Below are 16210 nucleotides of genomic sequence, written 5' to 3' on the forward strand. Positions count from 1 at the left end.
CACGGTCGACCTAGGGCCTGTCTCGAAGTGCGGCTTGTGTCCGGATGACGGCGTGTCGTGATCGATAAGTAGCGAGGCCTCCGGTAGGTGGTTCAGCGACCAAGCAGAACCTGTAACCGGAGGCCTCGTGGCCACCCTAGCGGTGACGAGGCGGTTCGACCTGACCGATGCGCAATGGGCGCGGCTGGAGCCCCTGCTGCCCGTGCCCACCCGGCCAGGTCGGCCGTCGAAGTGGACGAAACGCCAGCTCATCGATGGGATCCGCTGGCGGGTCCGCGTCGGGGCGCCCTGGCGGGATGTCCCGGAGTGTTACGGCTCCTGGCAAGCGGTCTATGGATTGTTCCGCCGCTGGCAGCGGGCGGGAGTCTGGCAGCGGATCCTCACCGGGCTCCAAGCACGAGCTGATGCGGCCGGTTTGATCACCTGGGATGTCAGCGTGGACTCCACGATCGCCCGGGCCCACCAGCACGCCGCCGGGGCCCGCACCCGCCTCGAGGAGCAGAACGAGCCTCCAGGCGGCGGCCTGGCCGACGAGCCGGCAGATCACGCGCTGGGCCGCTCACGCGGCGGGTTGACCACCAAGCTGCACCTGAGCTGTGAGCAAGGCCAAAAGCCGATGTCGATCGTGGTGACCGGCGGCCAGCGCGGGGACAGTCCGCAGTTCATCGGAGTCCTGGCCGCCATCAGCGTGCCCCGGCTGGGCAGGGGCCGACCCCGGACCAGGCCGGACCGGGTCCTGGCCGACAAGGCCTACACCTCCCGCGCCAACCGCGCTCACCTGCGCCGACGCGGAATCAAAGCCACGATCCCCAGCAAGGCCGACCAGGACGCAGCCCGGCGCCGCAAAGGGTCCAAGGGCGGCCGGCCACCCGCCTTCGATCTGGTCTTGTACCGGCAGCGTCACGCGGTCGAGTGCGGCATCAACCGGCTCAAACGCAACCGGGCCGTCGCGACCAGATACGACAAGCTCGCCGTCCGCTACGAGGCCACCATCCACATCACCGCCATCAACGAATGGCTCCACTCACTTCGAGACAGGCCCTAGACGTCGTCGATCGTCTGGTCGGCGGCGTGCCTCATCTTGAGGTGCTCCGCGCGGCCGACGGTGCCAAGCCAGTTGAACCGGCGGCGGTCCTACTGCCCACCCCGTACGGCGCAGTGAAGGTCGACGTGCTCGAAGTCCGGCAGGCAGAACTTGACCAGCCCAGCGACGACCCGGGTGATCGCCTCCATGCTTCGGCACACGCCTGGGCCAACGACACCGCAACAGATCTCACCATCGAAGTGATCCGTACGAACGGCGAGCGGGTCGAGGTCATCACGCCGGTCGCCGAATCGGGCCCGCTGATCGCAATGAAACTCCAGGCAGTGATGAACCGATCTGCCGACAAACACGGCACCGACCTGCTCGATATCGTCCGCCTCACCTTTGACGAGGCGACACGGCCTGCCTCGCTGGCTCAGATCCGTGCCGTCGACGCCGCGGTTGCATACGACATCGCGCTCCATGTCGACCTCTGGTTCGTACGCCGGCGCCAGGAAACGCTCCACTGGATACGTAACGCAGCCGGTGCGGATGTCACATTCGACGATCTCGACCTCGTCGCGGAGTTGCTGAACGCCGCCGCGCAGCGCGGGTGAGGAACATCGGGTAACAGCACCGGTCCGCTTTCAGTCATCAGCTGGTCATCGGGCCACTGCTGGACCGTCTCATCGAGCTCCGGGAAAACCCCTGGGATGCACAGGCTGTGGTGGAGCGGCAGATCGAGCGCGACCTCCTGGAAGAGACCCTCGCGGCAAAACAGGAAGGTCGTACCGGATGCTCGGCAAAGGCCCGCCCGTGGTGCCGATATGAAGGCTTTTGCCGTCGTCCTGGGCTGCGGTCGCCGAGCATTCGGTACGCCGGTTCGGTCCGGAACCTGTTGATCTTCTGCGGCGTCCCATTTGTACACGGGACGGCCGATGCTCCCCGGTGGGGGCACCGCCCCGTGAGATGGGAGCACGGTGCCCAGTTACCTGCAGACGCTGCCACTGCACACGATCACCGAGGTGTACGGCGAGGCCGGCTTGCGCGACCGGTTCTCCCGCGAGATCGAACGGTTCGCCGAGCCGGACTGGCGTCGGCTCAACAAGGCGCTCGCGCTGGCGAGCGACCTCCACCGCCAGGATCGGCGGGTGCGCGAACCGGTGGTCAACCATCTGCTGCGCGTGGCGCTGCGGGTGATGTGCCACTACGAGGTGGACGACGTCGACATCATCGTCGCCTCTCTCCTGCACGACTCCGTCGAGGACCATCCCGTCGAATTGGCGGGGGATGGCCATGAGGACTCCACCGAGGCCGCCTTGGGTGTCCTGTCCGCGGAGTTCGGTCCACGCGTCGCCGAGCTCGTACGTGCTGTGACGAATCCGGCGTACGACCGGACCCGTGACGTTCACGCCCAGTATCGAGCGCACGTCGTCACCAGCCTGGACCGTCACCCTGCGGCCCGCGTCATCAAGGTGTCCGACTTCACCGACAACGGTGTCGGGCTCGTTCACACCACCGGCCCGAAGCTCCGCAAGCTCGCCATGAAGTACCGCCCGCTCGTCCCCGAGCTGAAGGAACTCGTCAACCGCCCCGACACCCCGCTGGCGGCCCAGGTCAGGCTGCACATCATCGGCCAACTCGACCGCGCCGACCAACGGTTCACCGCCATTCTCCGAGGGCCCGGCGAGCGCTGGTAGGGCGGCGCGAAAACGGGTTGGCGGGGCCGCGTTCGGGTTGATAGCTTCTCCCGAAGCCGTGAGACCACGCCAGGAGGTGAGACCCATGAACGTTGTACGCAGGTGGGTGCTCCCCCTCGTTGTCACGGTTGGGCGATTGACGTAGGGGTCGCCGGGAGCGCCTGGACAACGAGGCATTCCCGAAAGGCAACACCTATGCATTCTGTGCGTTTCACCGCGGAGACATCGTCGAACGGTGTCGTCGAACGCGACTTCATGGTGGGCGAGGTTCCCGGCGTGCTCTGGTCGCCCGTATCCGGCTCCGACCATGCCCCGCTGGTGCTGATGGGTCACGGTGGCGGCCTGCACAAGAAGACGCCGGGACTCATGGCCCGCGCCCACGACACCGTGACCAGGTGGGGTTTCACCGTGGTCGCCATCGATGCGCCCGGACACGGCGACCGCCCGCGTATGGCGGAGGACGAGCAGGCCCGCGCCGACATTCAGCAGGCCGTGGCGGCAGGCGAGATCGAGCGCTTCGAGTCGATCAGCGTCCGCTACAGCAACTCACTCGCTGAGCGTGCCGTACCGGAATGGCAGGCGACCCTGGACGCCCTGCAGGAACTGCCCGAGATCGGCGCCGAAGCGCCGATCGGCTACGGGGGCGGCATGTCGTTGGGCACCGCGATCGGAATCCCGCTGACGGCGGTCGAGCCCAGGATCAGCGCCGCGATCTTCGGCGGCGGGTTCTTCGCTCACGAGGCCCTGCTCGAGGCGGCGAGGCGGATCACCGTCCCGGTCCAGTTCCTGCTTCCGTGGGACGAAGAGTACGTCGGTCGCCAATCCGTCCTCGCGTTGTTCGACGCATTCGCCTCTGAGGACAAGACGTTGCTCGCCAACCCCGGCACCCATCGCAGGATGCGCTGGGTCGGGGTCGACGACGAGTTCTTGGTCCGGCATCTCGGCCGGGCCGGCACGTCACCGGCCTGACCTGACCGGTATCGGCGTCCGGCTCCGCGCCGGACGCCGATACCGCCGTCCCACGCGAGGGCGATGTCGGGTAGAGCCGTCGCAGATCGATTCGCGATGGATATGTGGCTTTTGCGTGATCCGTCGTTATCGAATGGAAGTCCAGATTGGTGCTAGAGGTGGCGTGTAGCTGATTGTGAAGCCGGCCTAGATTCTTCGGCAAGAGCGATACTTACCTGGGCGGAGGCCGAATTTCTTGGGTAATCAGCAAAACGCGTGGCAATGCAGGTAGCAAGCCGCCGGCCTGCTACCGCTCACACCTAAGGGGGACATGTGAGGCTTAAAATGATAGCTCTGGCGGGCACGGTGCTGGCGACCATGACCGTGGGAGTTGCGGCGCCCGCCTTCGCGGCGTCGCAGGCGGTTCCGCAACCGCCCCGGCAGCGCGAGTCGCAGGACACGTCGCGGGCGGTTCCACGACCGCCCCGGCCGGGCGCGCCGACGATCGCGGATGTCCCAAGGCTCCCCCGTCGTACCGCCGACGAAGATCTTTGTCCCATACCCTCGCTCTCCAGCGATCCCTCTGGCATTACGTGCGATATCGAGGGTGGAGTTTTTCGGTATGACCGTGTTACTTCGCTCCTGGATTAATGACTCCAAGGGCTGTGGTGGTGGTCAGCGATCGTTGAATACATGTGAATCAACGGGATGGTCGGGCGCGATCGGTGGCCGGTGTCCTGCCTTGGGGCGGGAGGCCGGTGCCCGCAAGCTCGTTGGCGATCTCGGGCTGGCGCGCCTGCCCGCAGTTTCCCAAGTCGGGTGTCCGGGTCGTCCGGCCGCAGACCGGCCACCAGGCTCCCCAATTCAGCCCGGCGACCTGCGTGGCCTCTGCCGGCCGCGACGACACGGCCAGGCCGCTGACCACGGCCGCACCGCCTAAGCCCGCGCGGAGCAGGGCTCGTCTGCTCAGTGCCTTGTCGGAGTGGGTCATGCCACCCTCCCGTCAGTGAAGGACACTTGGAGTCCAACCGATATCCGGGTTCTATGTACGAACGGCGGCCAGTGCAACGCGTTGACCGAATCCCGCCAACGCTGCGCACCCCGACCTTGACGTCGTTGCGAACGTCGGCGGGTCGTGTGATCAACAGCACGATGCCGCTCGGAGAGCGGTCGGCACAGTCCCTCCTGACTAGAGTCCGAGCCCTTTTCACAGGGCCCGACAAAAGGAGCATCACATGGTCGCCAAGGACTGGAAGGCCTCCAAGGCCAAGCAGCAGCCCAGCGGGTCGCAGAAGCAGCCGGCCAGCGACACGCGGCTCGGCCTCACGCGGGCCCGTCAGGACGGCACCGGCGAGACGCGCCAGAAGGCCTGGCGCAACACCGGCGGCACGCACAACTAGCTGTCGGTGAGGACCATCCCACGCGGGTGAGTCCACGTTGACAGCGAGCCGCTCTGGCTCAATAGCAGCCCCCCTCTGGGGGGCTGCTTTCTTTTCACAGGAGTGTACGTAGGGTAATCACCCTCCTTCGTGTCTCGACTTTCATCGGCCTGAAGTGCGGGAAGTTTGGCATCGGGCATGGCGGCACCTCGTTTCGAACGGCCGTTGGTCGTGTGAGCGACAGCACAATGCCGTTCGGAGAGCGGTCGGAACAGTCCCATGTGACCAGAGTTCAAGCCCACGCTTTGCGGGGCCAGACAAATGGAGCATCAGATGGCCAAGAACTGGCAGGAGTCCAAGGCGAACCAGGTTGCCAGCGGGGACTCGCGGCGGGACGTCGTGATCACGGAGGGCCACCTCTCCGAGGCCCGTCAGCAGGCCGGCGAGGACCAGGAGACCGCGGACGAGAACGTCCGCCACAGCCACAACTAGCCGCTGGCGGTCGCGACCATCCCCTGCGGGTGAGTCGTACTGACAGCGAGCCCCCTTCAGCTCGACGGCAGCCCCCCACCCGGGGGGCTGCCTTTTTTAACCGGGCTTGTACTTAGGGTAATCACCTCTTTCGTGCCTTGGCCGACTTCCATCGGCCTGAAGTGCGGGAAGTTTGGTATCGGGCATGGCGGGCATCTGCTGGCACACCTACCTACAAGGCATGAAGGGGAGCGCGGCGATGGGCGTGATGTTCCGCAAGCGGCAGAAGTTCGGACCGCTGATCCTCAATTTCACCGAGCACGGTTTCTCTTCCTGGAGCATCAAAATCGGCCGCTGGTCGTGGAACTCCCGGTCCCGGGCGCACCGAGTCGACCTGCCCGGTCCGCTGTCCTGGAAGCAGAACAAGTCCCGCAGGCGGGACCGCGTCGAGCATCGGTGATCGCGGAGTTCAGCGCAGGGACGTCGGCGTAGGAGTGGTCTCGGCCGTCTCCACGGCGGGCTCGCCGAAGCGGGCGAGGGCGAGTGTGCCCGCGACGGCGATCAGGAAGCCCAGCACGGCGCTCCAGGCGTACCCGTGACGGGTGCCGTCGCCGAGGAGGAACACTCCGACCAGTGCCGGCACCACGGTCTCGGCCACGACCATCGCGGCGGTGGTCGTGGTCACCGAGCCGCGCTGCAGCGCGGTGGCGAAGAACAGGAACGCCGACAGGCCGCCGCCCGCCACGACGTACGTCGCCGGGTCGCGCAGGAGGTCGAGCGGGGACAGGCTCACCAGCACCCGCGCGCCGATGGCCACGAAACCGAACCCCAGGCCCGCGACGAATCCGAGCACGGCCGACCGGGTCTCTCCGCGCAGGCGTCCGGCCGCGAGGCCCGCCACCGCCATCGCGACGGCGCAGCCGAGCAGCGCGAGCCGGAACGCCAGGCTCACCGATGCCGGGTTCTCGTGGCCGGCGGCCAGGCCGAGCAGCGCCAGCCCGACGCAGACCGCGGCGACCGCGCCCCACTCGCGGGCGGACAGCCGGATGTGCAGGACCCAGGCGGCGACGACCGCGGTGACCGCCAGGTTGGCGGCGATCACCGCCTGCACGACGAACAGCGGCAGGGACCGCAGCGCCGCCAGTTCGGCGACGAAGCCCAGGAGATCCAGCGCCGTGCCGACCAGGAACGGGAGCCGCCGGATGAGGCGGACCAGCAGCCGTGGATCGACGCCCGCACCCGTCGGCGTCGTGCGCGCGGCGAGGGCCTGCAGCACGCTCCCGGTTCCGAAACAGATCGCGGCGGCGATCGCCCCGAGCAGACTCCAGACCATCCCCCGAGCCTACGGCCCGACCGAGCGGCCTGTCCGCTCCGACCGCGACGCGGGTCAGGAGGCCATGGTTGTCCCGCTGATTGGGCCTTATCGGGCCATTTCCTACTGGCTGGTCATCTCGGTTGTTTCGGGACGTATAACTATGATCACGCCATGAAGTCACGTCACTTCGCTGGAATCACGGCAGCGCTCGCGGTAACGGCAACCCTCTTCTCGGCACTTCCCGCCCAGGCGGCCTCGTCCGTTCAGATCTACCGGGTCTACTACGACTCCCCGGGCTCCGATAACCGGAGCAACACGAGCCTGAACGCCGAGTGGGTCCAGATCATCAACCGTGGCTCGACTTCCCGTTCCCTCACCGGCTGGAAGCTGCGCGACCGGACCGGATACACGTACACGTTCGGCAGTTTCCGGCTGGGCGCCCGGAAGACCGTCTATGTCCACACCGGCAGGGGTACGGACACGACGAAGAACCGCTACTGGGGCCGGCGGGCCTACGTCTGGAACAACACCGGCGACACCGCCTACCTGCGCAGCCCCTCCGGCTCTTTGATCGACAAGTGCTCCTGGGGTTCGTCGGGCAGTTCCCGGTACTGCTGAGACGAGTCGACTGATCACTGGCGATCGCGGTGCTCTATCGGCGCCGAACGCCAGTGCTCAACGTTCCGGCCGCTGCGATACTGCGGCGCATGGCGAATCCGACTTCTGTCCTCGAGGTCGCGTACAGCGACCTGATAGCCCTGGTCGAGAAGCTGGATGACGACGCGGCCTGGCGGCCCACCGGGTGCGCGGGCTGGGCAGCGCGTGATCTGGTGTTCCATCTGCTGGGGGACGCGCAGCGGGCGCTGGTGGCGCTCGGGACCCCGGCGACCGGGCCGGCGGACGTGGACGCCGTCACCTACTGGCGGGCGTGGCGGCCGGGAGACCCCGACGCCGATCTCTCGCGGCGCAACACCCGGATCATGGCGAGCGTCTGGTCGGGCATCCGCCCGCTGGCGGACCTGTACGCGGAGACGGCGCGCGCCGTGCTCGTCCACGCGCGCCGGTTCGAAGGCGACGAACTCGTCGCCACTCAGGGGCACACGCTGACGGTCGGCGACCTGCTGGCGACGCTGGCGGTGGAGGCGGGCGTGCACCAGCTCGACCTCACGGCGCACCTGCCCGGCCCGCCGCCCGCACCTCCGGTGCTCCGTCTCGTACGGGACGTGCTGGACGGGCTCATCGGCCGGCCGGTGGCGCAGGACTGGGACGACGCCCACTACGTGCGGGCGGGCACCGGGCGTACGCCGCTCACCGCCGCGGAGCGGGAGTCCCTCGGCCCGGCGGCCGAGCTCTTTCCCGTCTTCGGCTGAGGCGGGCGGTGGGCCGGTGCCCACCGCACCGCCGTCCCGGAAATCCACCGTCCGTTCGCCGCGACGCACCGCCGGCCATCGCGGTTTCCGCCGTCCGTTCGCCGCGACCCAGCGCCCGCCGTCGCCGGATCCGCCATCCGCGACCCGCCGTCTGGATCAGCGGACGGTGGTGTCCGACTGCTCCTCGGCCTCGGCGAGGAGGTCGCCCGTCCACAGGCGGCGCATCTCCGGGCAGTCCGCCAGCAGTCGATCGAGCGGGCCCTGGCCGACGACGCGGCCGCGGTCGAGGACCACGATTCGGTCCGCTCGTTCGAGAGCCGCGCGGCGATGCGAGACGACCAGCAGCGTCGCCGGTCCGCGGCCGTCCCGGGCGGCGCCAGCGATCCGTTCCCACAGCAGCCGTTCGGTCTCGACGTCCAGCGCGGAGGACAGGTCGTCGACGACGAGCAGGTCCGGCGCCCGTACGAGGGCCCGGGCGGCCGTGGCCCGTTGCACCTGGCCGCCGGACAGCCATACGCCCCGGGGACCGACGAGCGTGTCCAAGCCGTCCGGCATGTCCGCCACGTCCGCGTCGAAGGCGGCGAGCTCGATCGCGGTGGTGAGCCGGTCGTCGGCCGCGCCGAGCAGGAGGTTCTCCCGGAGCGAGTCGGAGAACAGCCGGGGGAGCTGGCTCGCGTACGCGACCCGGCCGGGGACCAGGTACGTCCCCGGGTCGTCGACGGGCCGGCCGTTCCAGGTGATCGTCCCGGCGTCCAGGGGCACGAGCCCGAGCAGCGCCCGTACGAGGGTGGTCTTGCCGGCCCCGACGGCACCGGTGAGCACGGTGAACGAGCCGCGTTCGATCCGCAGGTCGACGGCGTCCAGGCCGCGGCCGCCGCCGTACCGCACGGTGAGCCCGCGGCCCTCGGCGACCTGCAGCGGGTCGGGGTGCGGCGGCGGTGTCCGGACCGGTGGCGGCTCCCGGCGGAACCAGACGCCGCTCACCCGCGCCAGGTCGCGGACGTCCTCGTGCGGCGCCATGAGCCGGCCGAGGCGTTCGGCGGCGACGGCGCCCTGCGGCAGGCGGTACAGGAACGTGCCGAGGGAGCGCGGCAGCGCGGTCAGCCAGCCGAGATAGCCGGTGAAGAGCGCCAGATCGCCCACGGTGAAGGTCCCGTGGTGCATCGCGGGGGCGGCGATGAGCAGGACGAGGCCCATGCCGATCTCCACGGTCGCGCCCGTCACCGTCTCCAGCAGGTCGGTCGCCAGCCGGTCCCGGACGGCGGCGTCCCGCCGCCGGCGGTTGTGCGCGCGGAGACGCGCCAGCACCGCGTCCTCGGCCCCGGCCGTCTTGATCGCCAGGATGCCCGCGAACGCGTCGCCGATGTGGGCCGTCACGACCGCGCCCAGCCGCCGGGCGCGCCGGTGCAGCCGCCGGATCACCGTGCCGAGCAGCCGGCTGAGCACCCCGGCGGCGAGCATCGGCAGTACGAGCGCCAGCGTCACGACGGGGTCGATCGCCGCCATGATCACCAATGCGGTGACGCCGAACAGCGCGGTGCCGGCCAGGTCCACCAGGTCGTCGGTGACCTGGACGAGGTCGTCCACGTCGTCGCGCAGCCGGGCCAGCGCCTCACCCGACGAATGCGGCAGCCGGGTCGCGGCCGTACCGCGGGCGGTGAGGATCGAGCGCAGCACGTTGACGCGCAGCGTGGTCGCCGCGGCCTCCCACCAGTACACCCCGTACGCCCACGCGGTGACGAGGTTCAGGCCGCGGACCACCTCCAGCCCGACGAACGCGGCGCAGAGCCACAGCGCGTCCCGAAGGTCGGCGGCCCGATGCCCGCTGAGCTGGTCGAACAGCCGTTTCAGCAGCAGGCCGCCGCCGATGGGGAACAGGTAGGTCGGCAGCCACAGCAGGCCGCCGAGGACGTACCGGCCCAGCCCGGAGGAGCGGGCGAGGCCGGCCATCACGGTCGGCACGGGCCTCATCGCGCCACCCCCGCCGCGCTCAGCAGCCGCGCGAACCGGCTGCCGGGGTCGGCCGCCAGTTCCTCCCGGCGGCCGAACTCGACGATCCGGCCGCCGTCGACCACCGCGACGACGTCCACCCGCGCCAGGGAGGACAGCCGGTGCGCGATGAGCACGCCGGTACGGTCGGCGAGAAGCCGGTCGACGACCTCCTCGATGCGCCGTTCGGTCGCCGGGTCGAGCCGGCTGGACGCCTCGTCCAGCACCACGAGCCCCGGATCGGTGAGCAACGTCCGGGCGAACGCCAGGAGCTGCGCCTCACCGGCTGAGACGCCGACCGCGTCGCCGCCCAGTGCGGTGTCGAGGCCGTCGGGCAGGTCGGCCAGCCAGGCGCCGAGGCCGACCTCCGCGAGGATGTCGCGCAGCCGCCGGTCGTCGGCGAGCGCCGGGCGGAACAGCGTCAGGTTGTCCCGCACGCTCGCGGTGAACAACTGCACGTCCTGGGTGACCACGCCGATCCGCCGCCGTACGGAGTCCGGGTCGGCGTGTCGCAGGTCCAGCCCGCCGACCCGCACAGTGCCTCCGGTCGGGTCGTACAGGCGCAGGACGAGCCGGGCGATAGTGGTCTTGCCGCTGCCCGTACGGCCGACCAGGCCGAGCGTCTCGCCCGGTGCCAGCGTCAGGTCGATTCCGGACAGCACCGGCGCGTCGTCGTCGGCGTACGCGAAGTCGACGCGGTCGAACCGCAGGTCGAGCGGGCCGGACGCCGGCAGCGGTCGCGGATCGGCGGGTTCCGGCAGCGTACGGCGTTGGGACAGCAGGTCCCGGACGCGGGCGACGCCCGCCAGGGCCGCCTGGTACTGCCGCAACTGGTCGATCAACCGCTCGAACGGCGTCCGTACCATCTGCGTGTACTGGAACAGCAGCACGGCGGTGCCGACGGTGAGCGTCCCGGACTGGCGGGCCCACGCGGCCAGCGCGAGCACCAGCGCCGTGCCCGCCGCGAAGGCCACCGACGTGCCCGCGAGCAGGCCGCTGCCGATGCGCTCGGACCGGAACTCCGCGCGGTACTTCCGGCCACTGGCCCGGTGCACGCGACGTACGGCGTGCTCGCCGGCGCCGTTGGCGCGGATGTCCTCGAGGCCGGCCAGCCGCTCCTCGATGTCGCCGAACAGCGCGGCGTACTTCGCGCGGGAGCGGGCGGCCGCCGGCACGGCCAGCCGTTGCGCCTGGGCCATCGCGAGCCCGATCGCCGCGCAGTACGCGAGGAGCAGGGCGCCGACGCGCGGCTCCACGGACAGCATGACGACGAGCACGCCCGCCAGGAGCAGGGCGCCGGCGACGACGTCCAGCAGGAAGGCGACGACGAACTCGGCGATGGCGACGACGTCGCCGTCGACCCGTTCGATCAGCTCGCCGGGCGTACGGCGTCCGTGGAAGCCCAGGTCGAGGCCGAGCGCGTGCTCGGCCAGCCTCTCGCGGAGGCGGTTGGTGCCGTCCCAGGCCAGGCGGCTCGCCAGCCAGGCGGTGAGGGTACGGGCGCCCTGCCCGGCGACGGTGAGGGCCAGGTAGCCGACGGCGACGAACATCAGATGGCGGGTGCTCGCGCCGCCGATTGCGTCGTCGACGAAGCGCCGGGTGAGCTGCGGCGCGGCGAGCGGGAGCGCGGTCGCCGCCGTGACGGCGGCGGCCAGGGCCGCGGTCGCGCGAGGTCCCGGGCGAAGGCAGCCCAGGACGGTGGTCGAAGTGGGGTTACCGGCGTCTCTCCGCGCCGGTCGGGTCGATGGTCGCACGTGGCGTCGTGTCCTTAGCGTAGGTGGCGATTGCCTGCTGGGTGGACACGTACGCAGGACGCATGACCATCTCCTCGGTCGACTGCTCGTACGCGGGGAGTACAACAGAGGGCGGCCACGGCGGGCAACGGAATTTCCGCCAGGGCATATCGTGCGAGGTGGGCTGATCGACCGCGTGGGGCGGCCGACGAGGGGTGAAGGGTGCGTGGTCCGGTGGCCGGTGCGGTACGGAACTGGGCGGGCAACATCGGCTTCCAGGCCGAGCAGGTCCGCTACCCGGCCTCTCTCGACGAGGTACGCGGCCTGGCGGGGCGCGGCTCGAAGGTGCGCGTGCTGGGCAGCGGCCACTCCTTCAACGACATCGCCGACACGCCGGACACCCTGGTCTCCCTGGCGAAGCTGCCGGCGGCCGTGGAGATCGACAGCGCCGCGGCGAGGGTACGGGTCGGGGCGAGCGTGCGGTACGCCGAGCTGAGCCGGGAGCTGCACGACAAGGGCTACGCCCTGCCCAACCTGGCGTCCCTGCCGCACATCTCCGTGGCCGGCTCGATCGCGACGGCGACGCACGGCTCCGGTGAGACGAACGGCAACCTGGCCACGGCGGTGTCCGGGCTCGAGCTGGTCACCGCCGGCGGCGACCTCGTCGCGCTGAGCCGTGAGCGGGACGGGGACCGGTTCGCCGGAGCGGTCGTCGGGCTCGGGGCCCTCGGGATCGTCGTGAGCGTGACGCTGGACCTCGGCCCGACGTTCGACGTACGGCAGCGGGTGTACGAAGGGCTGCCGCTCGAGGTCCTCGACGAGCGCTTCGCCGAGGTGGTCTCCGGCGCGTACAGCGTGAGCCTGTTCACCACGTGGCGCGAGGCGCTGATCGACCAGGTCTGGGTGAAGCAGCGCGTCGACGCCGCGGGCGGGGACGCGATGCCGGAGGAGTGGTTCGGCGCCCGGCCCGCCGACGGGCCACGGCACCCGGTCCCCGGGATGTCCGTCGTCGCCTGCACCGAGCAGCTCGGCGTGCCCGGTCCGTGGTTCGACCGGCTGCCCCATTTCCGGCCCGACTTCGCGCCGAGCAGCAGCGGCGACGAGCTGCAGTCGGAGTTTCTGCTGCCCCGGTCGCACGCCGTCGAGGCGCTGCACGCCCTGAACGAGGTCCGGGACCGCATCGCCCCGGTCCTGCAGGTCTGTGAGATCAGGACCGTCGCGGCGGACGACCTGTGGATGAGCACGTCCTACGGACGGGACACGGTGGCCGTGCACTTCACCTGGGTCAAGGACACCGGCGAGGTGCTCCCCGTGCTCGACCTGGTCGACGAGTGCCTGGCGCCCTTCGACGCCCGGCCGCACTGGGGCAAGCTGTTCACCACTCCCGCCGACGCGCTGCGCGCGAGGTACCCGCGGCTATCCGACTTCCACGCCCTGGCCCGCCACTACGACCCGAACGGCACCTTCACCAACGACTTCCTCACCCGCCACCTCTTCGCCGCCCTCGACTGACCGGCCGCAGCATCACTCGAAGAGCGCGTCGACCGTGCGGACGATGACGGAGCGTTTGACCCAGGCTTCGATCTGCGCGACGTCGGTGCAGGCGGTGATGCGTTCGCGTGCTTCGTCCGGAACCGGGACACCACGCGCGTCGAGTACCTGGAGGAGGGTGCGCACCCTGCCCCGGACCTCGCCCTCGGCCTCGCCCTCGGCGTAAGTTCTGCGGAACGCGTCGCTTTTGTAGGGGGATGTATCGCTTCGCATCATTGCCTCCAATTCGGTGGCGGGTGCCTCGGGTAGCGCCGCGAGCACGACATCAATGTACAGTTCCGCGCGGTCGCCGTCCTCCATCGCGGCGACCGCGCAAAGCAGGGCATGAAAGATCCTCGCCCGGTTATAGGCGGCCCCGTGCGTCATGGTCGACATGACGGCCAGCTCGGGTGCGCGGACGGCCTCCGCCGCGTCGGTGACGACCGGGACCGCCTCGGGCTTGAGCACCAGAGGGGTCAGGGTCCAACCCGGATGGCCGAGCTCGATCGGCTCGGCGCACCAGTCACCGATGGCGGCGTCCGCGCAGATCACCAGCAGGATGGCCGGGCAGCGGGTCCGCGCGCGCAGGCCCGCGAGGTAGACCGGCCAGCTCCACCGCTTGCCCTGGTCCCGCCCGAGCTGGATCTCCACCACCACGGCCAGCACGGGGGAGGCCGCCTCGAAGACCACCACGGCGTCCGCACGGAACTCCGCCGGGTTCCACTCGGTGAGATCGCCGGATTCGACCCGGACGGTTTTATAGTCCGGGATGTTAACTTTTAATGCGTTATGGAGGATTTCCGCCGCCAAGGCCGGACGGTTCTTGAAGAGCAAGGCGAGCGATTCGTGACTCAGCGATGGCATGGCCGGGACTTTAAACCGGCCATGCCGGCGGCTGCGAATTGATCACTCGCCAATTGCGATAAATGGCGATTAATTAGGCGAGTTCGGGGCGGTAGGTCGTCAGCCAGTCGTTCAGGGCGACGATCCGCTCCATGGCCATGCGGTCCTGCTGGAGGCTGGCCCGGCCGATCGGGCGGCGCAGGGCCGTGCGCGCGGCGTCCTCGTCGACGTAGGGCCGTACGGGCGCGTTCGGGTCGGCGAGGATGCCGGACAGGCGGTCGCGCACCGCCCGTTCGTAGCTGGGATTCTGCGTGGCGGGGTACGGGCTCTTCCGTCGCCGCACGACCGACTCGGGGAGGAGGTCGGCGGTCGCGCCGCGCAGCAGGCTCTTCTCCCGGCCGTCGTAGGTCTTGTGCGACCACGGCGTGTTGAACACGTACTCGACGAGCCGGTGGTCGCAGAACGGCACGCGGACCTCCAGGCCGACCGCCATGCTCATCCGGTCCTTGCGGTCCAGGAGGAAACGGACCATCCGGGTGAGGTGGAGGTAACAGATCTCCCGCATGCGGCGCTCGAGGCCACTCTCGCCGGGCAGCCGGGGCACCTCGTCGATCGTCTGGCGGTACCGCGCGGCGAGGTAGGCGTCGGTGCGCCGGCCGAGGTCGCGGTCGATGAGGTCCTGCTCCCTGCCCAGGCCGTGGCGCCAGGGAAAGCCCTCGGCGGCGACCGCGGCCGGATCGTGGAACCAGCGGTACCCCCCGAAGACCTCGTCGGCGGACTCGCCCGACAGCGCCACGGTGGAGTGCCGCCGGATCTCGGCGAACAGCAGGTACAGCGAGGTGTCCATGTCGCCGCCGCCGGGCAGGTCCCGAGCGCGCATGACCGTCTCGACGGCCTCCGGCGAGGTGAGGTTGTCGCTGCTGAGGACGACGTCGGTGTGGTGGGTCCCGACGTGCTTGGCGACGTCATGGACGTACGGCGTGTCGGCCGTGTCCCGCATGGCGTCGGGCACGAACCCGCCACTCTCGTCGGTGAAGTCCACCGCGAAGGTGCGTACGGTGCCGGTTCCCAGGGCCCGGTCGGCCAGCGCGGTCAGGGCGCTGGAGTCCAGCCCGCCCGACAGCAGGGTGCACAGTGGCACGTCGGAGATGAGCTGCCGTTCGACGATGTCCTCGAGCAACTCGCGGACGTGGCGGACGGTCGTGGGGACGTCGTCGGTGTGCTCCCGGGCGGTGAGCGCCCAGTAGCGCCGGTCGGTGACCCCGTCGCGTGAGACGCGGACGACATGCCCGGGCTCGACCTCGTACATGCCGTCGAAGACGGCGTGGCCGGGGGTCTTGGCGGTGGAGAGCAGTTCGAACAGGCCGTCGCTCCGGACGCGCGGGGTGAAGAGCGGATTGGCCAGGATGGCCTTGGGCTCGGAGCCGAACAGCACTCCGTGGCGGGTCGGCGCGTAGTACAGCGGCTTGATGCCCATCCGGTCCCGGACCAGCAGCAGTTCCTCGGTCCGCCGGTCCCACAGCGCTAAGGCGTACATCCCGTTCAGGCGCTCGACGAGGTCGGCGCCCCAGCGCAGGTACGCCTGCAGGACCACCTCGGTGTCGCTGCGGGTGCGGAACCGGTGCCCGTGGGATTCGAGTTCCCGGCGGAGCTCACGGAAGTTGTACGTCTCGCCGCTGTAGACCAGCGTCGCGGGTCCCTCGCTCATCGGCTGCGCGCCGCCCTCGATGTCGATCACGGCGAGGCGCCGGTGCCCCAGCGCGATGTGCGGGTCGATCCAGAGCCCTTCGGCGTCCGGGCCGCGGAGCGCCATCGTGCGCGTCATCGTGAGCGCGGTGTCGCGCTCGAGAGTGAGGTCGCGGTCGTAATCCACCCAGCCGGCTATGCCGCACACGGAACGCCTCCTCA

15 protein-coding genes are annotated in these 16210 nt (G+C 69.9%); 10 read left to right on the forward strand and 5 right to left on the reverse strand.

The window, feature by feature from the left end:
* Nucleotides 1-127: 127 nt before the first annotated feature.
* The 7 genes from ABD978_RS10745 to ABD978_RS10775 all read left to right on the forward strand — a co-directional run bounded on the left by ABD978_RS10745 (nt 128) and on the right by ABD978_RS10775 (nt 5982).
* The gene (locus tag ABD978_RS10745) at nt 128-1045 is read left to right on the forward strand and encodes an IS5 family transposase (protein ID WP_425550691.1); all 918 of its coding nucleotides are present in this window, start codon (nt 128-130) and stop codon (nt 1043-1045) included.
* 26 nt (nt 1046-1071) lie between these two features.
* Nucleotides 1072-1641, forward strand: a complete 570-nt coding sequence (locus tag ABD978_RS10750) for a hypothetical protein (RefSeq protein ID WP_345352369.1) — start codon at nt 1072-1074, stop codon at nt 1639-1641.
* Nucleotides 1642-2004: 363 nt separating this feature from the next.
* Complete coding sequence (locus tag ABD978_RS10755) at nt 2005-2724, forward strand: HD domain-containing protein (RefSeq protein ID WP_345352372.1); 720 nt, start codon at nt 2005-2007, stop codon at nt 2722-2724.
* Between the two features lie 195 nt (nt 2725-2919).
* Nucleotides 2920-3693 carry a dienelactone hydrolase family protein gene (locus ABD978_RS10760; RefSeq protein ID WP_345352375.1) on the forward strand — a complete coding sequence of 258 codons (774 nt, stop codon included), beginning with the start codon at nt 2920-2922 and terminating at the stop codon, nt 3691-3693.
* Nucleotides 3694-4907: 1214 nt separating this feature from the next.
* Nucleotides 4908-5072, forward strand: a complete 165-nt coding sequence (locus ABD978_RS10765) for a hypothetical protein (RefSeq protein ID WP_345352378.1) — start codon at nt 4908-4910, stop codon at nt 5070-5072.
* 312 nt (nt 5073-5384) lie between these two features.
* Nucleotides 5385-5543 (forward strand): hypothetical protein, encoded by a 159-nt coding sequence (locus tag ABD978_RS10770; protein ID WP_345352381.1) that lies wholly within the window; start codon nt 5385-5387, stop codon nt 5541-5543.
* Between the two features lie 184 nt (nt 5544-5727).
* Nucleotides 5728-5982 (forward strand): DUF4236 domain-containing protein, encoded by a 255-nt coding sequence (locus ABD978_RS10775; protein ID WP_345352384.1) that lies wholly within the window; start codon nt 5728-5730, stop codon nt 5980-5982.
* 9 nt (nt 5983-5991) lie between these two features.
* Here the strand turns inward: ABD978_RS10775 and ABD978_RS10780 are convergent, their stop codons facing one another.
* Entirely contained in the window at nt 5992-6855 is an 864-nt protein-coding gene (locus ABD978_RS10780) for a DMT family protein (RefSeq protein WP_345352387.1), read from the reverse strand.
* Between the two features lie 153 nt (nt 6856-7008).
* Here ABD978_RS10780 and ABD978_RS10785 point away from each other — a divergent pair, with 153 nt between their 5' ends.
* Both ABD978_RS10785 and ABD978_RS10790 read left to right on the forward strand, forming a co-directional pair.
* Complete coding sequence (locus ABD978_RS10785; RefSeq protein WP_345352390.1) at nt 7009-7455, forward strand: lamin tail domain-containing protein; 447 nt, start codon at nt 7009-7011, stop codon at nt 7453-7455.
* An 89-nt stretch (nt 7456-7544) separates the two neighbouring features.
* The gene (locus ABD978_RS10790; protein WP_345352393.1) at nt 7545-8207 is read left to right on the forward strand and encodes a maleylpyruvate isomerase N-terminal domain-containing protein; all 663 of its coding nucleotides are present in this window, start codon (nt 7545-7547) and stop codon (nt 8205-8207) included.
* A gap of 156 nt (nt 8208-8363) precedes the next feature.
* On the opposite strand, the gene ABD978_RS10795 is transcribed toward ABD978_RS10790, so the two are convergent.
* Entirely contained in the window at nt 8364-10178 is a 1815-nt protein-coding gene (locus ABD978_RS10795; RefSeq protein ID WP_345352396.1) for an ABC transporter ATP-binding protein, read from the reverse strand.
* Nucleotides 10175-11950: an ABC transporter ATP-binding protein gene (locus tag ABD978_RS10800; protein WP_345352398.1), complete on the reverse strand. Its 1776-nt coding sequence runs from the start codon at nt 11948-11950 to the stop codon at nt 10175-10177. The genes ABD978_RS10795 and ABD978_RS10800 overlap by 4 nt, the downstream gene beginning before the upstream one ends.
* A 201-nt stretch (nt 11951-12151) precedes the next feature.
* Between ABD978_RS10800 and ABD978_RS10805 the strand changes: the two genes are divergently transcribed.
* Nucleotides 12152-13441, forward strand: coding sequence for a D-arabinono-1,4-lactone oxidase (locus ABD978_RS10805; protein ID WP_345352401.1), 1290 nt, complete (start codon nt 12152-12154; stop codon nt 13439-13441).
* Nucleotides 13442-13453: 12 nt separating this feature from the next.
* Here the strand turns inward: ABD978_RS10805 and ABD978_RS10810 are convergent, their stop codons facing one another.
* Both ABD978_RS10810 and asnB read right to left on the reverse strand, forming a co-directional pair.
* Nucleotides 13454-14323, reverse strand: a complete 870-nt coding sequence (locus ABD978_RS10810; RefSeq protein ID WP_345352404.1) for a hypothetical protein — start codon at nt 14321-14323, stop codon at nt 13454-13456.
* A gap of 73 nt (nt 14324-14396) precedes the next feature.
* Nucleotides 14397-16196 carry an asparagine synthase (glutamine-hydrolyzing) gene (gene asnB, locus ABD978_RS10815; protein WP_345352407.1) on the reverse strand — a complete coding sequence of 600 codons (1800 nt, stop codon included), beginning with the start codon at nt 16194-16196 and terminating at the stop codon, nt 14397-14399.
* Nucleotides 16197-16210: the final 14 nt, after the last annotated feature.

The organism is Actinoallomurus liliacearum (assembly GCF_039542035.1).
Lineage (GTDB): Bacteria > Actinomycetota > Actinomycetes > Streptosporangiales > Streptosporangiaceae > Actinoallomurus > Actinoallomurus liliacearum.

Coding starts and splice junctions, on each gene's coding strand:
- ABD978_RS10760 (WP_345352375.1), top strand. CDS start 2,920: ATGCATTCTGTGCGTTTCACCGCGGAGACATCGTCGAACGGTGTCGTC.
- ABD978_RS10765 (WP_345352378.1), top strand. CDS start 4,908: ATGGTCGCCAAGGACTGGAAGGCCTCCAAGGCCAAGCAGCAGCCCAGC.
- ABD978_RS10770 (WP_345352381.1), top strand. CDS start 5,385: ATGGCCAAGAACTGGCAGGAGTCCAAGGCGAACCAGGTTGCCAGCGGG.
- ABD978_RS10775 (WP_345352384.1), top strand. CDS start 5,728: ATGGCGGGCATCTGCTGGCACACCTACCTACAAGGCATGAAGGGGAGC.
- ABD978_RS10780 (WP_345352387.1), bottom strand. CDS start 6,855: ATGGTCTGGAGTCTGCTCGGGGCGATCGCCGCCGCGATCTGTTTCGGA.
- ABD978_RS10785 (WP_345352390.1), top strand. CDS start 7,009: ATGAAGTCACGTCACTTCGCTGGAATCACGGCAGCGCTCGCGGTAACG.
- ABD978_RS10790 (WP_345352393.1), top strand. CDS start 7,545: ATGGCGAATCCGACTTCTGTCCTCGAGGTCGCGTACAGCGACCTGATA.
- ABD978_RS10795 (WP_345352396.1), bottom strand. CDS start 10,178: ATGAGGCCCGTGCCGACCGTGATGGCCGGCCTCGCCCGCTCCTCCGGG.
- ABD978_RS10810 (WP_345352404.1), bottom strand. CDS start 14,323: ATGCCATCGCTGAGTCACGAATCGCTCGCCTTGCTCTTCAAGAACCGT.